The sequence below is a fragment of the Rhodopseudomonas sp. BAL398 genome (assembly GCF_033001325.1).
Taxonomy (GTDB): Bacteria; Pseudomonadota; Alphaproteobacteria; order Rhizobiales; family Xanthobacteraceae; genus JARJEH01.
In genome coordinates this window covers 3,323,612-3,339,896 of record NZ_CP133111.1, presented here as the reverse complement: position 1 = coordinate 3,339,896, position 16,285 = coordinate 3,323,612, and the positions used below count along the sequence as shown (strand labels likewise).

The window sequence follows — 16,285 nt, the reverse complement described above, 5'->3', positions numbered from 1 at the left end:
GTCACTCAGCGAGGTCACACGAAGCCACTTGAACTCAAGTCACACGGACCACGTCACACGGACCAAGCCACTCAAAGAGGTCGCGCGAACCAAGCCACATCAACCAAGCCCCATGAACCGGTTGGTTTGATTGGCTCACGCGATTTTCGTCACTCAGCCAAGAGAGGAAATGCACATGACGACGAATGTTGGAATGATCGACCGGGTGCTGCGCGCCATCGTCGGAATCGGCCTGATCTATTGGGCGCTGACCGGCGGTCCGATTTGGGCCTGGGTCGGCGTCGTGCCGCTGCTGACCGCCGCGGTCGGCTTCTGCCCGGCCTATACGCTGTTCGGTATCAAGACCTGCCCCGCCAAGCAGAATTGACAGCGTCGCGGTTTTGAATTCTAGGCTCCCGGGTGCGAGCGCGTCTCGCTCCCGGGAGCCGTTTGTCGCTAAGGCTTCATTAGTCAGGGTTTAGGTGAAAGCAATGTATAAGAACTGGATCGAAATGACCGGCGACCTCTCGGTCGCGCTGAAGGAAGTGCGCGGCGGCGCGCCTGAAGTGATGAAGGGGTTCAGCGCGATCGCCCAGGCGGCGCTGAAGGCCAATGCGCTCGACGCCAAGACCAAGGAGCTGATCGCGCTCGCCATCTCGGTTGCCACCCGCTGCGACGGCTGCATCGGCTTTCACGCCGAGGCCGCGGTCAAGCATGGCGCCAGCCGCGACGAGGTGATGGAGACGATGGGCATGGCGATCTATATGGGCGCCGGCCCCAGCGTGATGTATGCCGCGCAGGCGGTCGAGGCGTTCGATCAGTTCGCCAGCAGGGCCGAGACCGCCAAAGCCAAAACGGCGTAACCGCGACCACGCATCGGTCGAATCCGAGATGGCGGTTTCAGCGCAACGCCGCGAAGCCTGGAGGTCCCTCTTAATCTTCAAGCCTGCAACCCAGCCGGGATTGTTGCCCCTGTTAATTTGTGATTAACCAGCCCTCGGCTGCCAGCAATGGCAGGGGGGCGAATTTGAAGATCGGGCGGCAACGACGACGTTGTAACGAGGCATCTCGGCATGCGGCGCGCAAGCGCGGCGGCGGAGATTGGTCGTGCGCGTTGCGCGGCACCGGGAGGTTGGCGGTGATCTGGTTCACCGCGCTGGCGTTGATTTTCCAGGTCACCTTTGCGTTCGCCTCCCAAGGCGTGCGCATGCCCGACCAGTGGCCGGGCTCGGCGATTTGCCACGTCGCGGGCGGTGATGCCCCGGCGGATTCCGATTCCAAGGATCGGGTGGCCGGCCATTTCAAATGCATGGCCTGTGTCATCGTCCACAGCCTGCCGCCTCCGCTGCAGCTGGCGGCGCCGGGTCCGTATCTGGCGTTTGTCGCCCATGCCGTGCTGTGGCCATTCTCGGCGCCGGCCCCGCATGCGGCCCCGCGCTCCTCGCACTCCGCCCGCGGCCCGCCCGCGACAGCCTGATTTGCCGATCGTGACCGGGACGCCGCGCAAGCGGCCGAACGCGGTCGGCTGACGATGTCGCTGTTGTCGTGCTGCGCCGGCCGCCGTGCCGGTCCTGCAGGCAATCGATCGTGGGGCAGTTCAGTGCTGTCCGGTGAATCCAATCCGAGTTTCCATCATGCAATCCATCCTCCATGCCGGCGGCCGCCGGTCCTTGTTGTTGACCAGTTCGTTGCTCTCGCTCTCGCTGGCGTTGCCGGTCGGCGCTGCCTTGTCCCTTGCGCCGACACCGGCCGCCGCGCAGAGCGCCGACCCGTTGCCGACCATCGTGGTGCGGCCGTCTGCGTCCCGTTCACGGCTGCGGGGCGAACGCGCCGCGGCGCCGGACGTCGTCCGCCCGGCTCCGGCCGCGCCGATTGCCGAGCTCGATGTCCCCGCCACCACGACGACGATTTCCGGTGACATGGCGGTGTCGCGCAGCCTCGGCACCAGCGATTCCGCGGCGCTGATCGCCGACATTCCCGGGGGCGCGGCGTGGGGCGCCGGCGGCGTGTCGAGCCTGCCGGCGATCAACGGCCTCGGCGCCGACCGGGTTCAGGTTGCGATCAACAGCATGCTGATCAGTCCGGCCTGTCCGAACGAGATGAATCCGCCTTTGTCCTTCGTCAATCCGTCCATGATCGCGAAGATGCGGGCCTATCTCGGGGTCGCACCGGTCAGCGTCGGCGGTGATTATATCGGCGCCAAGATCGACGTCACCACGGCGCCGCCGCAATTCGCCAAGGGCCCCGGCTGGTTGACCAGCGGCTCGGTGTCCGGATTCTTCCGCAGCAACGGCAATGGCTACGGCGTGGATGCCAGCGCCACACTCGCCAACAACGACACCAGCATCACCTACACCGGCGGCTGGGCGCGCGCCAATGACTACAAGGCCGGCAACGGCATGACGGTGAAGTCGACGCTATACGAGATCCAGAACCACGCCCTGAGCATATCCAGGCAGAGTTTCGGCAATCTGTTCACCGTGCAGGTCGGCGGTCAGTTCATTCCGTACCAGGGCTATGTCAATCAATATATGGACATGACCTATAACCAATCCGCCTTCGTCAATGGCCGCTACGAAGGCGTGTTCGACTGGGGCAAGTTCGAAGCCGCCGCCTTCTATCATCACGTTCGCCACACCATGGGCTTCCTTGCGCCGGACAAGGTCGGCCAGATGCCGATGGATACGCGCGCCACCGACCTCGGCTACAATCTGAAAGCCACCATCGACGTCACCGATCGGGATCTGATCCGCGTCGGCAATGAGTTTCACCGCTACCAGCTCGACGATTGGTGGAGCCCCGTGGCCGGGTCGATGATGATGTCGCCCAACACCTTCATCAACGTCAATGACGGTCGCCGCACCCGGCTCGGAACCTTCGTGGAATGGGAACGGCACTGGGATCGCGACTGGTCCACGCTGGTCGGGCTGCGCAACGATGTGGTCTGGAGCGATACCGGCGACGTCCAAGGTTACAATGCGATGGACTACGGCGTCGATGCCGCGCGCTTCAATGCCAGGGATCACGCCAGGACCGACGTCAATGTCGACGGCTCCGCGCTGCTGCGCTACGAACCCAATGCGATCAGCCAGTTCGAATGGGGGCTTGCCCGCAAGACCCGCTCGCCCAATCTGTACGAACGCTACGCCTGGTCGACCTCGGCGATGGCGATGAACATGGTCGGCTGGTTCGGCGACGGCAACGGCTATGTCGGCAATCTCGATCTGAAGCCCGAAAAGGCGCATACCGCGAGCTTCACGGCGGCTTGGCACGATCCGGCCCAGACGCTCTGGGAGGTCAAGGTGACGCCGTATTACAGCTATGTCGAAGACTATATCGACGTCGATCGCTGCGCGACGGGCTCCGCCTGCGGCGCCGCCAACCGCACCGCGACCAGCGGCTTCGTGTTCCTGCAATTCGCCAATCACGACGCCCAGCTCTATGGCGTCAATCTCGATGGCAAGCTGGCGTTGTGGGATAATCCGAGCTACGGCCGGGGCGTGTTTCGCGGGCAGCTCAGCTATGTCCGGGGCGAGCGCACCGACGGTGTCAACCTCTATCACGTGATGCCGGTCAACGCGAAGATCGCGCTCGATCATGCGATCGGCAACTGGACCAGCAGCATCGAACTGCAACTGGTCGGTGCCAAGGACGAGGTGAGCCAGGTTCACAACGAACTCACCACGCCGTCCTACGCGCTGCTCAATCTGCGCACCGGTTATCAGTGGGGAATGGTGCGGCTCGATGTCGGCATCGATAATCTGTTCAACAAGTTCTATTACCTGCCGCTCGGCGGCGCCGATCTGGTCGATTACAAAGAGGTGTCGATGATGGGCTCGTCGGCCGCCTATGGCTACAACGTGGCCGGTGCCGGCCGCTCGGTCAACGCGCGTCTGACGGCGAAGTTCTGAGCCGCGTCTCGCCATGATGCCGTCACGCCGCTCCGCAGCGAGGGAGCGGCGTGACGCGGTCGATCCCGGCCGAATCCGCATTGTCATCTCACCATCGTCGTCGCGCCGCGATGGGCTGCGGCGTGAAGAATCCCTGGCATCGTCGCAGGAGTCCGGCTATTGCTCCCGCTCGAGGAGTGAAACATCCATGGCGCATCCGATTCAAGAAGTCCTGCAAGCCTTCGCTGCGGGCGAAATCGTCGTCGTTACCGATGACGACGACCGCGAGGGTGAAGGCGATCTGGTGGTTGCGGCCTCGTTCTGTACCGCGGAAAAAATGGCCTTCATCATCCGCCACACCTCGGGCATCGTCTGCGCGCCGATCACCATGGAAGACGCGCGCCGACTGCGGCTCGACCCGATGGTGGCGCATAATGATTCCAACCACACCACCGCCTTCACGGTCTCGATCGACTACAAGCCCGACAACGGCACCGGGATCTCCGCCGACGAGCGCGCCTCGTGCTGTCGGGCGCTCGCCAATCCGAACGCCGGCGCCGCCGATTTCTCCCGCCCCGGCCACATCTTTCCGCTGATCGCCCGCGAAGGCGGCGTGCTGCTGCGCTCCGGCCATACCGAGGCCGCGGTCGATCTGTGCAAGCTCGCCGGCCTGCCGGCGGTGGGCGTCATCTCCGAACTGATGAACGACGACGGCACCGTCACCAAGGGCGAGCAGGTCGCCGCCTTCGCCGAGAAGCACAAGCTCAAGCGCGTCACCATCGCCGACCTGATCGCGCATCGCCAGGCGCGCGAGAAGCTGATCGAGCGCGTCGCCACCTTTCCGATGGAGAGCCCGATCGGGCCGTTGCAGGGCTATGCCTACCGCTCGCCGTTTGACTCCATCGCCCATGTCGCCTTCGTTTATAACGGCGTCGGCGACGGCAAGAACGTGCTGACCCGGTTCCACAAGCCGAACATCATCAAGGAAATCTTCACCGGGCCGCGGCGGATGCAGGCGGTGCTGGAACATTTCAAGAAAAACGGCTCCGGCGTGCTGGTCTATCTGCGCGACGGCGCCGCAGGTGTTCCGGTCGCGCCGATCGACGAACCAGTCTCGGCCGAGGCCGACCGTCACCGCGCCTGGCGCGAGATCGGCGTCGGCGCGCAGATCCTGCGCGATCTCGGCGTGTCGTCGATCCGGCATCTCACATCGTCACAGGTCGACTACAAGGGACTGTCCGGTTTCGGCATCGAGATCGTCTCCAACGAGCACCTTGAAGGCTAACGACCAAGGAATTAACCTGCAGGGAATTAATCTGAGCGTGTCGCCAAGCTGCGGCAGCGTCGTGAAAGGATCGTCGATGAGCGTGCGCCCGCAGACCAAGGACAAGCCGGCTCCGGTGAATTTCCAGTGGGACGACCCGTTCCTGCTCGAGGAGCAGCTGACCGAGGACGAGCGCATGATCCGCGACACCGCGCGGGCCTATGCGCAGGACAAGCTGCTGCCGCGGGTGAGCAAGGCCTATCTCGAAGAGACTACCGATCGCGAGATCTTCAACGAGATGGGCGAACTCGGCCTGATCGGCATCACGCTGCCGGAGGAATATGGCTGCGCCAATGCCAGCTACGTCGCCTATGGGTTGGTGGCGCGCGAGATCGAGCGGGTCGATTCCGGCTATCGCTCGATGAATTCGGTGCAGTCGTCGCTGGTGATGCATCCGATCTACGCCTATGGCGACGAGAACCAGCGCAAGAAATATCTGCCCAAGCTCGCCAGCGGCGAATGGGTCGGCTGCTTCGGCCTCACCGAGCCCGATGCCGGTTCCGATCCCGGCGGCATGAAGACCCGCGCCGAGAAGGTCAGCGACGGCTATCGCCTCACGGGCACCAAGATGTGGATCTCGAACGCGCCGATCGCCGACGTCTTCGTGGTCTGGGCCAAGTCGCCCGAGCACAACAACCAGATCCGCGGCTTCATTCTCGAAAAGGGCATGAAGGGGTTGTCGGCGCCGAAGATCGGCGGCAAGCTCAGTTTGCGCGCCTCGATCACCGGCGAAATCGTGATGGACGGCGTCGTGGTCGGCGAAGAGGCGTTGCTGCCGAATGTGTCCGGCCTCAAAGGCCCGTTCGGCTGCCTCAACCGTGCCCGCTACGGCATCTCCTGGGGCGCGATGGGCGCCGCCGAAGATTGCATGCACCGCGCCCGGCAATACACGCTCGACCGCAAGCAGTTCAACCGGCCGCTGGCCGCGACCCAGCTGGTGCAGAAGAAGCTCGCCGACATGCAGACCGAGATCGCGCTGGCCCTGCAGGGCAGCCTGCGGGTCGGCCGGCTGATGGACGAAGGCAAGATGGCGCCGGAGATGATCTCGATCGTCAAGCGCAACAATTGCGGCAAGGCGCTCGACATCGCCCGCATGGCCCGCGACATGCACGGCGGCAACGGCATCCAGATCGAATACCACGTGATGCGCCACGCCCAGAACCTCGAGACCGTGAACACCTATGAGGGCACCCACGACGTCCACGCGCTGATCCTCGGCCGCGCCATCACCGGGATCCAGGCGTTTTCGTAACGCGGCGCTTTGATCCGACTCCGCCCTCATCCTGAGGAGCCCGGCGTAGCTCGAAGAGCGAAGCCGGGCGTCTCGAAGGATGAGCTGCGGGGAAGGCCTCGCCCATGCTTCGAGACGGCCTTCGGCCTCCTCAGCATGAGGCTCGGGGCGAACGCAGCACTCGATTGCAGGCTTTCCCGCATGAGCGACAATGACGACGTCCCGTTCAACCGCGATTTCCCGCTGGCTCCCGGCGTGGTCGACGAGCCGGTGCCGGGCGTGCGCCGCCTGTTGTGCAACAACCCGTCGCCCTACACTTTCACCGGCACGGTGAGCTACATCGTCGGCCGCGGCAATGTGGCGATCATCGATCCCGGCCCCGACAACGAGGCCCATGCGGCCGCGTTGCTGGACGCGGTGCGCGGCGAGACCGTGACGCATATTCTGGTCACCCACACCCACAAGGACCATTCGCCGAATACGCCGCGGCTGAAGGCGCTGACCGGCGCGCCGGTCTATGCGGAGGGCGTGCATCGCGCCGCGCGGCCCTATTTCGAAAGCGAAACCGTCTCCACCGAATCCGGCGCCGACCGCGCGTTCCGGCCCGACATCGCGATCGGCGACGGCGACGTGATCGAAGGCGACGGCTGGGCGCTGGAGGCGGTCACCACGCCGGGCCATTGCGCCAATCATCTGGCCTTCGCCTGGAAGGAGCGCGATCTGTCCTTCGTCGGCGATCACGTGATGGGTTGGGCGACCTCGATCGTGGCGCCGCCAGACGGCTCGATGGTCGACTACATGAATTCGCTGCACAAGCTCGCCGCCCGCGACGAGCAATTATACTTCTCCGGCCACGGCCCGCAGATCCCCGAAGGCCCGCGCTACACCCGCTTTCTGATCCGCCACCGCCAGGCCCGCGAGGCCTCGATCCTGCACCGGCTCGGCAAGGGCGAGACCGACATCGCCACTATCGTCCGGGCCATCTATATCGGCATCGATCCGCGGCTGACCGGCGCCGCCGGCTATTCGGTGCTGGCGCATCTGGAAGATCTGGTGTCGCGCGGCATCGTCGCCACCGAGGGCGACCCCTCGATCGGCGGCCGCTATCGGCTGGCCTAGCTCATTGATCTAGCTGAGGCATTGGCCCTCATGGTGAGGAGGCGCAATGTCGTCATTGCGAGCCGAGGCCGGCGCGCAGCGCCGTCCGACAGCGAAGCAATCCAGGAGCCTCAAGCAAAGACTGGATTGCTTCGTCGCAAGAGCTCCTCGCAATGACGGCCTCGAAGGCTTGATTCGGTTGACCGTTCTGCGTCGGGCTCTGAGCAGAGCGACGGGGCGTGGCGAAGCCGCTACTTCTTCTTGCCCTTCGGCGGCGCCTTGGTGGGGGCGGGGGCCTTCGGCTCCGGGGCGTTGTCGACGGCGGTGTTGATGTCCTCGATCAGCTTGCGGATTCGCGCGGCATTGCTGCCGAGGTCGCTTTCGAAATAGCGCGATGAGGAGCGGATATCGACCTTGGAGCCGACGCCGTCGGGCAGCACCCGGATCACGACGTCCTGGCGGATCGCCATGATCGGCGTCAGCGCCACCGCCTCGATATGGCCCTCGCGGCGCGGCGGCTGCGGGGCGCGGGCGTCGACCACGCGCCATTTCCGCCTGGTCACCAGATGCAGCGCGATGTCGTAGGCCTTCTGCACCGGGACATCGAGCTGCAGCGTATCGATGTCCGGATAGGCCCGGCGCTGTTGTTCGGCGGAATACAGTCCGGCATAGACCGCGGTGTTGGGCCCGTCGCCGGTGCGCAGCCGCGCCAGCGTGTCGAATTTCGGCGGATTGATCGAATCGGTGGTGATGTCGTGGATCGCCGGCAGCTTGCGATATTGCAGCCCGAGATAGGCCGGGTAGGCCAGCAGCGCGGCATCGATCAGCAGCGCCACCAGGATCCGCCCCATGCCGCGCGAGCCGTTCTGCCAGATCGCCGCGAAACCGGCCAGCGCCACCAGGATCGACACGCAGGCGCAGGCCAGCGCGCCGAACAACGTCGCCACCGCGGGGCGCACCTCGAGGAAGCCGAAGCGCACCACGATGATCGAGACCAAGGCGGCGACGGCGGCGAACACCGCCAGATGTCGCGCCCAGGTCGCCAGACCGGACACCGGTTCCGTCTGATAGGGCGCGGAAAACCTGCGGGCCATCTGGTGCTTCTGCCGGATTGGGAGATGCGACGGGCGCCGGTTGCGCCGCGTCGTCAACTCGCCGCTTGAGACCACGGAAAGCGGCGAAATTCAAGGTCGAATGCCGCGACGGCTGGGTCGGTCGCGGGCGATTGGGCGCCGTCAGAGAATCCGCCGCGCGGCGGGAATCCGCAGGATCAGGCCGGCCAGCGAGAAGCTGATCGCGCAGGTCGCCAGGCCGGTGACACCGAACTTCAGCAGCGCCGGCGCCGCGATGTCGCGCCCGGCCAGCGCTACGACGACCAGCACCGGCGGATGGATGATGTAGATCGTATAGGCGCGGGCGGCGAGCGGCCGCCACAATCCGTCGAGGCGGGGAAAACGGCGCTGATAGAACGCCAGCAGCCACAGAATGATTCCCCACGCGACCAGCGGCTCCCACAAGGCATAGAGCAGCGCCTGCGCATTGACGCCGCCCTCGGTCGGCCCGCCCAGCGCCGGCCATTGCGCGCCGAGCAGAATCCCCAGCGGCAGCACCGGAATGCAGATCAGCGCCACGCGCGACCACAGCCGCACCCGCACTGGTGGAATTCGCTCCAGCCAGTTCTGGTCGGCGGCGAGGCAGCCGGTGACAAACAGCACCGTATAGCCGGCAAAATAGCCGAGCTGCAGGCCCCAGATCTCGGTCCCCACCGGCCACCACAGCCGCAAGCCGAAGGCCGCGAGCCCGGTGCCGATCGCTGCCGCCGCAAGCGCCCGGTTTGATGGAAAGGTACGATCTTCGGTCTGCGCGACGCCCCCCTTGTGGCGAACCGTCAGATGCCAGAGCAGGGCGGCGGCGCTGAAGATCAGCAGTGCCTCGGCGAACCATAGCGGGCCTTCGACAAAGCGCAGCTGGCGCCACAGCGCCAACAGCGTGTCGAGGAACGGCCGGCCGCGGCCGGTCTGCGCCAGCGCCACCGTGACGGGACCGAGCACCAGACCGAAAGCGAGCAGCGGCAGGCCGAGCCGTCGCAGCCGGTCGCGGGAAAACCGCGCCACGCCCTTGGCGCGCAGCGATGCCGGCGTGAAATAGCCCGCGAGCAGGAAGAACAGCCCCATGAAGAACGCCTGATTGACCGCGACGAACAGGGTCAGCAGCAGCGAGCTTGGCGATCCGTCGGGCGCGATTTCCCGATAGAACCAGGCGCCGGGCGCCCCATAGGTGAGCGCTGTGTGATGCAGCAGCACCAGCAGCGTCAGGCTGCCCCGCAACGCATCAAGGCCGCGATTGCGTTGCGCCGGTGAGGCCTTGTGCATATCGGGTTCCAAAACGCCTCGATCATCATCGAGGTCAACGGCGGACAGCATGCGGACTGGAAGCCGGACCGGACGAGATCGATATCTGCGCGAGCGTCCCCGTCAAGAACTGGGAGAGGTTAAGAGCGCCGGTCGCGGCGTTCAAGTGATGCGACGAGCTGGCCCCGCATTGCTGCCTGCTCCCTCGCCCCGCTGTTGCGGGGAGAGGGCTGGGGTGAGGGGCAGCGCGATTTGCTACGCCGCTGCGATCGGGAAGGCGTAGGTCTTGAACTGATCACGCAGCGCGGTTTTCAGGATCTTGCCGGTGGCGGTGTGGGGAATCGCATCGATGAAGACGATGTCGTCCGGCATCCACCATTTGGCGATCTTGCCGTCCATATAGGACAGGATCTCCTCGCGGCTGCAGGTCTCGTCGGGCTTGAGCTGCACGATCAACAGCGGCCGCTCGTCCCATTTGGGATGGTAGACGCCGATCACCGCGGCTTCCGCCACCTTGGGGTGGCCGACCGCGAGGTTTTCCAGATCGATCGAGGAAATCCATTCGCCGCCGGACTTGATCACGTCCTTGGAACGGTCGGTGATCCGCATATAGGCGTCGGCGTCGATGGTGGCGACGTCGCCGGTGTCGAAGAAGCCGGCATCGTCGAGAATCTCGCTATCGACGCGATAATAGGCCTTCGACACCGCCGGCCCCGAGACTTTGAGCCGGCCGAACGTGGCGCCGTCCCACGGCACCTCCTTGCCGGCATCGTCGGTGATCTTCATCTGCACGCCGAACGGCGGGTAGCCCTGGGTCGAGAGCCGGTCGAGCTTGGCGTCGCCTTCGAGCTTGTCGAAGGGCGGCTTCATCGTCGCCAGCGTGCCCAGCGGGCTCATCTCGGTCATGCCCCAGGCGTGGCGGGCCTCGCAGCCCATGTCGACGAAGGCCTTGATCATCGAGCGCGGCATCGCCGAGCCGCCGCACACCACCATTTTCAGGTCCGGCAGCGTCAGCTTCTCCTTGGCCATGTGCTGCAGCAGCATCAGCCAAACGGTCGGCACGCCGGCAGTATGCGTCACCTTTTCGGTCGACAGCAGCTCATAGACCGAGGCGCCGTCGAGCTTGGCGCCGGGCATCACCAGCTTGGTGCCCATCGATGGCGCCGAAAACGCGATGCCCCAGCTGTTGGCGTGGAACAAAGGGACCACCGGAAGCATGGTGTCCTGGGCGCGGGTGCCGAGCGCGTCCGGATTATTGGCCATCAAGGCGTGCAGGACATTCGAACGATGCGAATACAACACGCCCTTGGGGTCGCCGGTGGTGCCCGAGGTGTAGCACATCGCCGCGGCGGTGTTTTCGTCGAAGCTCTTCCACGCAAAGTCGCCGTCGGCTTCCTTCAGCCATTCCTCATAGGCGACCGCGTTTTTCAGCGTGGTCTGCGGCATATGCGCCGCGTCGGTCAGGATGATGAAGCGCTCGACGCTGGGCAGCTTGTCGGCGATCTTTTCCAGGATCGGCACGAAGGTGAGGTCGGTGATCATCACCCGGTCCTGGGCGTGATTGACGATCCAGACGATCTGGTCCGGGAACAGCCGCGGATTGACGGTGTGGCAGATCGCGCCGATTCCCATGATGCCGTACCAGCATTCCAGGTGGCGGGCCGTGTTCCAGGCGATGGTGGCGACGCGGTCGCCGAGCTTGACGCCGGAGCGGTCCAGCATCTGGCTCACTTTCAGCGCGCGCTTGTGAATTTCGGCGTAAGTGGTGCGAACAATCGGCCCTTCGACCGAACGCGAGACCACCTCCTGATTGCCATGGATCTGGGCCGCGTGTTCGATAATCCGGTGACAAAGCAAAGGCCAGTCTTGCATCAATCCAAGCATACCAACGTTCCTCCTGATTGTTATCCCTTACGAATTGGCTGCGACCTTAGCGCGGCCCGAGGCGCTCGCAAATGGCCTTGTGGCCGATTGCTCCGCGGCGAAACGTCAATGCTGGCGATCGCCGTTCTGGTGCTGATGCTGTTGTCGCCATCGGCTCAGGCGCGCACCGCGCGCGGCGGGATCAGCATGCCATGGGACGGCTTGTTTCAGGATTCGCGGCCGCGCAGACGGGCCGCCAAGCCCCGGCGCGTCGGCGGCGTGCCGCTGCCACGCGCGCGTCCCGCCGAGGCGCCGTCCGCGCAAGCCCCGGCCGATACAGCGCCCGCGGCGCAATCGGCCGAACCGGCCAAACCGGCCAAGCCGGCCGAACCGGTCAAGCCGCTCGAAGCGGTTAAGCCGCTCGAAGCGGTTAAGCCGCCCGAACCGGCGGTGGCGGCCAAACCTGCTCGGCCGGGGCAGGCTCGGCCTGAGCAAGCTTCGCCGCCCCCGCTTCCCGAGCCAAAGCCGGCCGATGTCGCCTCCGAACCGCCGCCGCCCTCGGCTTGCCGCTTGGCGCTGACCGAGGCGATCGCGATCGCGCCCAGCATCCCGGACATCACCGGGCCGGGCGGTTGCGGCGGCACCGATCTGGTTCGGCTCGAGGCGGTGGTGTTGCCGGATCACAGTCGCGTCGCGGTCCAGCCGGCCGCGGTCCTGCGTTGCACGATGGCCAGCGCGCTGGCGGACTGGATCCGCTCCGACATCGCGCCGCTGGCGGCATCGCTCAACACCAAGCTCAGCCATCTGGACAATTTCGATTCCTTCGAGTGTCGCGGCCGCAACCGGGTGAAGGGCGCGAAAATGTCCGAGCATGGCCGCGCCAATGCGCTGGATGTCCGCGGCGTCACGCTTGCCAATGGCCGGATGCTCTCATTCACCGACCGCGAGGTGCCGCACGATCTGCGGCAAACCGTGATGGCCTCGGTCTGCGCGCGCTTTACCACGGTGCTGGGGCCGGGCTCGGACGGCTATCACGAGGACCACATCCACCTCGATCTGGCGCAGCGGCACAACGGCTACCGGATCTGCCAGTGGAACGTGCTGGATCCGGCGGTGGCGCCAGTGCCGGCGGCGCGGCCGGCCGACGCGCCGCGCGATTCTGTGGCTGCCAAGGAGGCGGCGCCGCCAAAGGCCGAGCAAGCAGCGCCACCGGGTGCCGCCAAATCAGATGCCAAATCAGATGCCAAGTCAGACGCCGAGCTGGAAGCCAAATCCAAGGCCGAATCCAAGGCCAAATCCAAGGCCGAATCCAAGGCCAAGCCAAAAGCCAAGCGCGAATCCAAGCCTTCCACCAAGCCTGCGGTCAAGCCAGGGAAGCCGATCGATCTGTCGGGCACCCAAACGCGGGCGACCAAAAAACCGGCGCCCGCGAAGCGCCCCGAGGCAACAAAAAAGCGCCGGGATGACCGGCGCTTTTGAAACTCGCTGATGCGGTAACGAATATCAGAACGGGCTGCTGCCGCCGCCCTGCAGGGCCAATTTCGAATTGACCGGCGAGTCGCCGTGCTTGGGCTCGAGCACCACAACGATGGCGCCCGGCTTCACCCGGTTGTAGAGGTCGATGACGTCCTCATTGGTCAGGCGGATGCAGCCAGACGAAATCGACGAGCCGATATATTCCGGCTGGTTAGTGCCGTGAATCCGGAACAGGGTGTCCTTGCCGCCGGAATACAGATACAGCGCGCGCGAGCCCATCGGATTGTCCGGGCCTGGCGGCACATATTTCGGCACGCCCAGGCGGGAGATTTCGCTCTGGGTCGGATGCCACGGCGGCCACTCGGTCATGGCGCCGACCTTGGCGATGCCGGACCAGGCCATCGCTTCCTCGCCCACGGTGATGCCGTAGCGGATCGCCTTGCCGCCGTCTTGCACCAGATAGAGGTAATGATTGTCGGAATCGACCAGGATCGAGCCCGGCGCTTCCTTGCGGTGATAGTCGACGATGGCGCGGCGGAAGGGCTCGGCGACCGGGGTCTTGGTATAGGACACCTTGGCGAGCAATTCCTTGTCACGCGGCTTGAACACCGTCTGCGACGTCTCCTGATAGGTCGTCTGCATGCAACCGGACAGCAAAATGCCCGCAGCCAATAATCCCAGCTTCGTCACTAATGACGCCATCGACATGTCCAATCGAAAGCCGGCGCATTGCGCGCCGGGCTCTTCATCGCAAAAACGACGATTCTGAGTTCCTACTATCCTCGAAATTCGCCGCTTTTCTAGTAGTTAGATCGTGACTTCGCGAAGCAGCGCGTGGCTGTGATAATTTTGCCGCAGAATTGATCCGGGCGGTTGATTCCTGGCGAGCGGCGTGCCGTGCGTTGAGCAGATTCGCATCAATCTGCGCGTAACAGCGCCAGATCGGCCGCCTCGCGATTGCGCACGGCCGGCGTCGATCGCCCGCAATGATTACTGCCAGAACGTGCCGCTGCTCTGCTGCGCCATCTTGGCGTTGGCGGGCGAGGCGCCATGCTTGGGCTCGAGCACCACCACGATGGCGCCCGGCTTGACCCGGTCGTAGAGGTCGATAACGTTCTCATTGGTCATGCGGATGCAGCCCGACGAGATCGAGGCGCCGATATATTCCGGCTGGTTGGTGCCGTGAATCCGGAACAGGGTGTCGCGGTTGCCCTGATAGAGATACAGCGCCCGGGCGCCGAGCGGATTGTCGATGCCGCCCGGCACCGAGCTCGGCAATCCGGCGATCCGCTTGTGGATGTCGGCGGTCGGGGTCCATTGCGGCCATTCCGCTTTGCGGCCCACCTTGGCAACGCCGGAAAACGCCAGCGATTCCTCACCGACCGTGATCCCGTAACGGATCGCCTTGCCGTGATCCTGCACCAGATAAAGGAAATGGTTGTCGGAATCGACCAGAATGGTCCCGGGCTGCTCGCTGCGGTGATAGTCGACAATGGCGCGCCGGAACTGCTGCGGAACCGCGATCTTGGCGTAACGTGCCCTTTCGAACTGTGCCTTGTCGGACGGCTTGAATACGGCTTGATCGACCGGCTGGTAGGTGGCCTGCATGCAGCCCGACAGCATGATTCCGACCGCCAACAATCCCAGTTTCGCTACGAAAGACGACAATATCAGTTCCAATCGAATTCTGGTGGATTCAAACGCACGCGCGCAACTTCGCGGAAGCGTTGTTGCGACAGTATCGCTCAAATGGGCTGAATTTCCAGTGTTGGGGGCGCTGCGGCGTCACGTCTTGGGCCACGTGTGGCAAGTTTACCGCAGGTTGCGCGATTGGCAGGCATGGTCACGCCCTAATCAGGCGCGCCTCGCCGAGGCCGCTTGCCGCAGCAAATGGAGCGGGCGCGGCGCGAGCAGCAGCAGGCTTGCCAAATGCCGCGGATTTGCGCACTGCAATGCGCCCTTACCTGGCTGCCGACGCCCTGGAGTTCGTCATGATCTCGATCTTCTCGCTCACCGATGCTGCGCTGAAAAAGGCCAGCGCCGTCGATCTCGACCTGTTGCCCGACAATGCGGTCTGGATCGACCTCGAAAAGCCGACCCCGAAGGAAGACCGGGCGGTGGAGCGATTGTCCGGGATCGCGATCCCGACCCGTGAGGACATGCAGGAGATCGAGATTTCCAGCCGGCTCTATATCGAGAACGGCGCCCGTTACATGACCGCCAGCCTGATGTGCGCGGCCGATACCGGCTCGCCGCGGATCAGCCCGATCACCTTCATCCTGGCCAATCACCGCCTGGTGACGGTGCGCTACGACACGCCGAAGCCGTTCCTGCTGGTGGAGAACAAGCTGGCGCGCGGCACCTCGCCGGGCGTCAATGGCGAGGCCGTGCTGCTGGAATTGCTCGACGCGGTGATCGACCGCTGCGCCGACATTCTGGAGCGCGCCGGCGCCGACGTCGACGACGTCAGCCGCGACATCTTCGAGCCGGAGGGCGCGCGCACCGGGCAGGCCAAGCGCTATTCCAACATCCTGATCACGATCGGCCGCAAGGGCGATCTGGTCTCCAAGGTGCGCGAGAGCCTGGTCTCGATCGGCCGCATCGTCACCTTCGTCACCGCCGAAACCGAGGGCGTCAAATGGTCGAAGGAAATGCGCGCCCAGCTCAAGACCATGCAGCGCGACGTCGTCTCGCTGACCGACCACGCCAGCTATCTGTCGAGCAAGATCACCTTCACGCTCGACGCCATGCTGGGCGTGGTCAATCTCGAGCAGAACAACATCATCAAGCTGTTCTCGGTGATGGCCGTCGTGCTGATGCCGCCGACCCTGATCGCCTCGGTCTATGGCATGAATTTTCGGATCATGCCCGAGCTGCAATGGGAGCACGGCTACACCATGGCGTTGGGCATGATGCTGTTCGCCGCGGTGCTGCCGTATCTGTTTTTCAAGTGGAAGAAGTGGTTGTGAGACAATCGAAGGGTAGGGTGGGCAAAGCGAAGCGTGCCCACCATCCTGCGGTTGGAAGTCGCTAAGCGTGGGCACGGCGCAGGGGCGCTTTTGCTCACCGGACG

14 protein-coding genes are annotated in these 16,285 nt (G+C 64.6%); 9 read left to right on the top strand and 5 right to left on the bottom strand.

What is annotated here, in order from left to right; translation table 11 throughout:
* Positions 1-175: 175 nt before the first annotated feature.
* From RBJ75_RS15810 to RBJ75_RS15780, 7 genes are all read left to right on the top strand, one after another.
* A complete protein-coding gene (locus RBJ75_RS15810) occupies positions 176-367 on the top strand; it encodes a DUF2892 domain-containing protein (protein ID WP_044413635.1) in 192 nt (63 codons plus the stop codon).
* 103 nt (positions 368-470) lie between these two features.
* Positions 471-842 carry a carboxymuconolactone decarboxylase family protein gene (locus RBJ75_RS15805; RefSeq protein WP_044413627.1) on the top strand — a complete coding sequence of 124 codons (372 nt, stop codon included), beginning with the start codon at positions 471-473 and terminating at the stop codon, positions 840-842.
* Positions 843-1,117: 275 nt separating this feature from the next.
* Positions 1,118-1,456 carry a DUF2946 family protein gene (locus tag RBJ75_RS15800; RefSeq protein ID WP_152647761.1) on the top strand — a complete coding sequence of 113 codons (339 nt, stop codon included), beginning with the start codon at positions 1,118-1,120 and terminating at the stop codon, positions 1,454-1,456.
* 157 nt (positions 1,457-1,613) lie between these two features.
* Positions 1,614-3,890 carry a TonB-dependent receptor gene (locus tag RBJ75_RS15795; protein ID WP_044413625.1) on the top strand — a complete coding sequence of 759 codons (2,277 nt, stop codon included), beginning with the start codon at positions 1,614-1,616 and terminating at the stop codon, positions 3,888-3,890.
* Between the two features lie 187 nt (positions 3,891-4,077).
* Positions 4,078-5,154: a 3,4-dihydroxy-2-butanone-4-phosphate synthase gene (gene ribB, locus RBJ75_RS15790; protein WP_044413623.1), complete on the top strand. Its 1,077-nt coding sequence runs from the start codon at positions 4,078-4,080 to the stop codon at positions 5,152-5,154.
* Between the two features lie 76 nt (positions 5,155-5,230).
* Positions 5,231-6,445 carry an acyl-CoA dehydrogenase gene (locus RBJ75_RS15785; protein ID WP_044413621.1) on the top strand — a complete coding sequence of 405 codons (1,215 nt, stop codon included), beginning with the start codon at positions 5,231-5,233 and terminating at the stop codon, positions 6,443-6,445.
* 180 nt (positions 6,446-6,625) lie between these two features.
* Positions 6,626-7,543, top strand: coding sequence for an MBL fold metallo-hydrolase (locus RBJ75_RS15780; RefSeq protein WP_044413618.1), 918 nt, complete (start codon positions 6,626-6,628; stop codon positions 7,541-7,543).
* A gap of 230 nt (positions 7,544-7,773) precedes the next feature.
* On the opposite strand, the gene RBJ75_RS15775 is transcribed toward RBJ75_RS15780, so the two are convergent.
* The 3 genes from RBJ75_RS15775 to RBJ75_RS15765 form a co-directional block, all read right to left on the bottom strand.
* Positions 7,774-8,616 (bottom strand): DUF1499 domain-containing protein, encoded by an 843-nt coding sequence (locus RBJ75_RS15775; protein ID WP_044418258.1) that lies wholly within the window; start codon positions 8,614-8,616, stop codon positions 7,774-7,776.
* Between the two features lie 141 nt (positions 8,617-8,757).
* Entirely contained in the window at positions 8,758-9,894 is a 1,137-nt protein-coding gene (locus RBJ75_RS15770; RefSeq protein WP_044418270.1) for an acyltransferase family protein, read from the bottom strand.
* 234 nt (positions 9,895-10,128) lie between these two features.
* Positions 10,129-11,757 (bottom strand): fatty-acid--CoA ligase, encoded by a 1,629-nt coding sequence (locus tag RBJ75_RS15765; RefSeq protein WP_276156174.1) that lies wholly within the window; start codon positions 11,755-11,757, stop codon positions 10,129-10,131.
* A gap of 108 nt (positions 11,758-11,865) precedes the next feature.
* Between RBJ75_RS15765 and RBJ75_RS15760 the strand changes: the two genes are divergently transcribed.
* Positions 11,866-13,215, top strand: a complete 1,350-nt coding sequence (locus tag RBJ75_RS15760) for an extensin family protein (RefSeq protein ID WP_317528497.1) — start codon at positions 11,866-11,868, stop codon at positions 13,213-13,215.
* Between the two features lie 24 nt (positions 13,216-13,239).
* Here RBJ75_RS15760 and RBJ75_RS15755 read toward each other — a convergent pair whose 3' ends face one another.
* Entirely contained in the window at positions 13,240-13,914 is a 675-nt protein-coding gene (locus RBJ75_RS15755; RefSeq protein WP_044418274.1) for a L,D-transpeptidase, read from the bottom strand.
* A 288-nt stretch (positions 13,915-14,202) separates the two neighbouring features.
* A complete protein-coding gene (locus RBJ75_RS15750) occupies positions 14,203-14,880 on the bottom strand; it encodes a L,D-transpeptidase (protein ID WP_044418276.1) in 678 nt (225 codons plus the stop codon).
* Between the two features lie 323 nt (positions 14,881-15,203).
* Between RBJ75_RS15750 and RBJ75_RS15745 the strand changes: the two genes are divergently transcribed.
* Positions 15,204-16,181: a magnesium transporter CorA family protein gene (locus RBJ75_RS15745; RefSeq protein ID WP_044418278.1), complete on the top strand. Its 978-nt coding sequence runs from the start codon at positions 15,204-15,206 to the stop codon at positions 16,179-16,181.
* The last annotated feature ends 104 nt before the right edge of the window (positions 16,182-16,285 follow it).

Bases quoted from the DNA above. Each gene is read 5' to 3' on its own strand.
- RBJ75_RS15810 (WP_044413635.1), top strand. From the start codon at position 176: ATGACGACGAATGTTGGAATGATCGACCGGGTGCTGCGCGCCATCGTC.
- RBJ75_RS15805 (WP_044413627.1), top strand. From the start codon at position 471: ATGTATAAGAACTGGATCGAAATGACCGGCGACCTCTCGGTCGCGCTG.
- RBJ75_RS15795 (WP_044413625.1), top strand. From the start codon at position 1,614: ATGCAATCCATCCTCCATGCCGGCGGCCGCCGGTCCTTGTTGTTGACC.
- ribB (WP_044413623.1), top strand. From the start codon at position 4,078: ATGGCGCATCCGATTCAAGAAGTCCTGCAAGCCTTCGCTGCGGGCGAA.
- RBJ75_RS15785 (WP_044413621.1), top strand. From the start codon at position 5,231: ATGAGCGTGCGCCCGCAGACCAAGGACAAGCCGGCTCCGGTGAATTTC.
- RBJ75_RS15780 (WP_044413618.1), top strand. From the start codon at position 6,626: ATGAGCGACAATGACGACGTCCCGTTCAACCGCGATTTCCCGCTGGCT.
- RBJ75_RS15775 (WP_044418258.1), bottom strand. From the start codon at position 8,616: ATGGCCCGCAGGTTTTCCGCGCCCTATCAGACGGAACCGGTGTCCGGT.
- RBJ75_RS15770 (WP_044418270.1), bottom strand. From the start codon at position 9,894: ATGCACAAGGCCTCACCGGCGCAACGCAATCGCGGCCTTGATGCGTTG.
- RBJ75_RS15765 (WP_276156174.1), bottom strand. From the start codon at position 11,757: ATGCTTGGATTGATGCAAGACTGGCCTTTGCTTTGTCACCGGATTATC.
- RBJ75_RS15760 (WP_317528497.1), top strand. From the start codon at position 11,866: ATGCTGGCGATCGCCGTTCTGGTGCTGATGCTGTTGTCGCCATCGGCT.
- RBJ75_RS15755 (WP_044418274.1), bottom strand. From the start codon at position 13,914: ATGGCGTCATTAGTGACGAAGCTGGGATTATTGGCTGCGGGCATTTTG.
- RBJ75_RS15745 (WP_044418278.1), top strand. From the start codon at position 15,204: ATGATCTCGATCTTCTCGCTCACCGATGCTGCGCTGAAAAAGGCCAGC.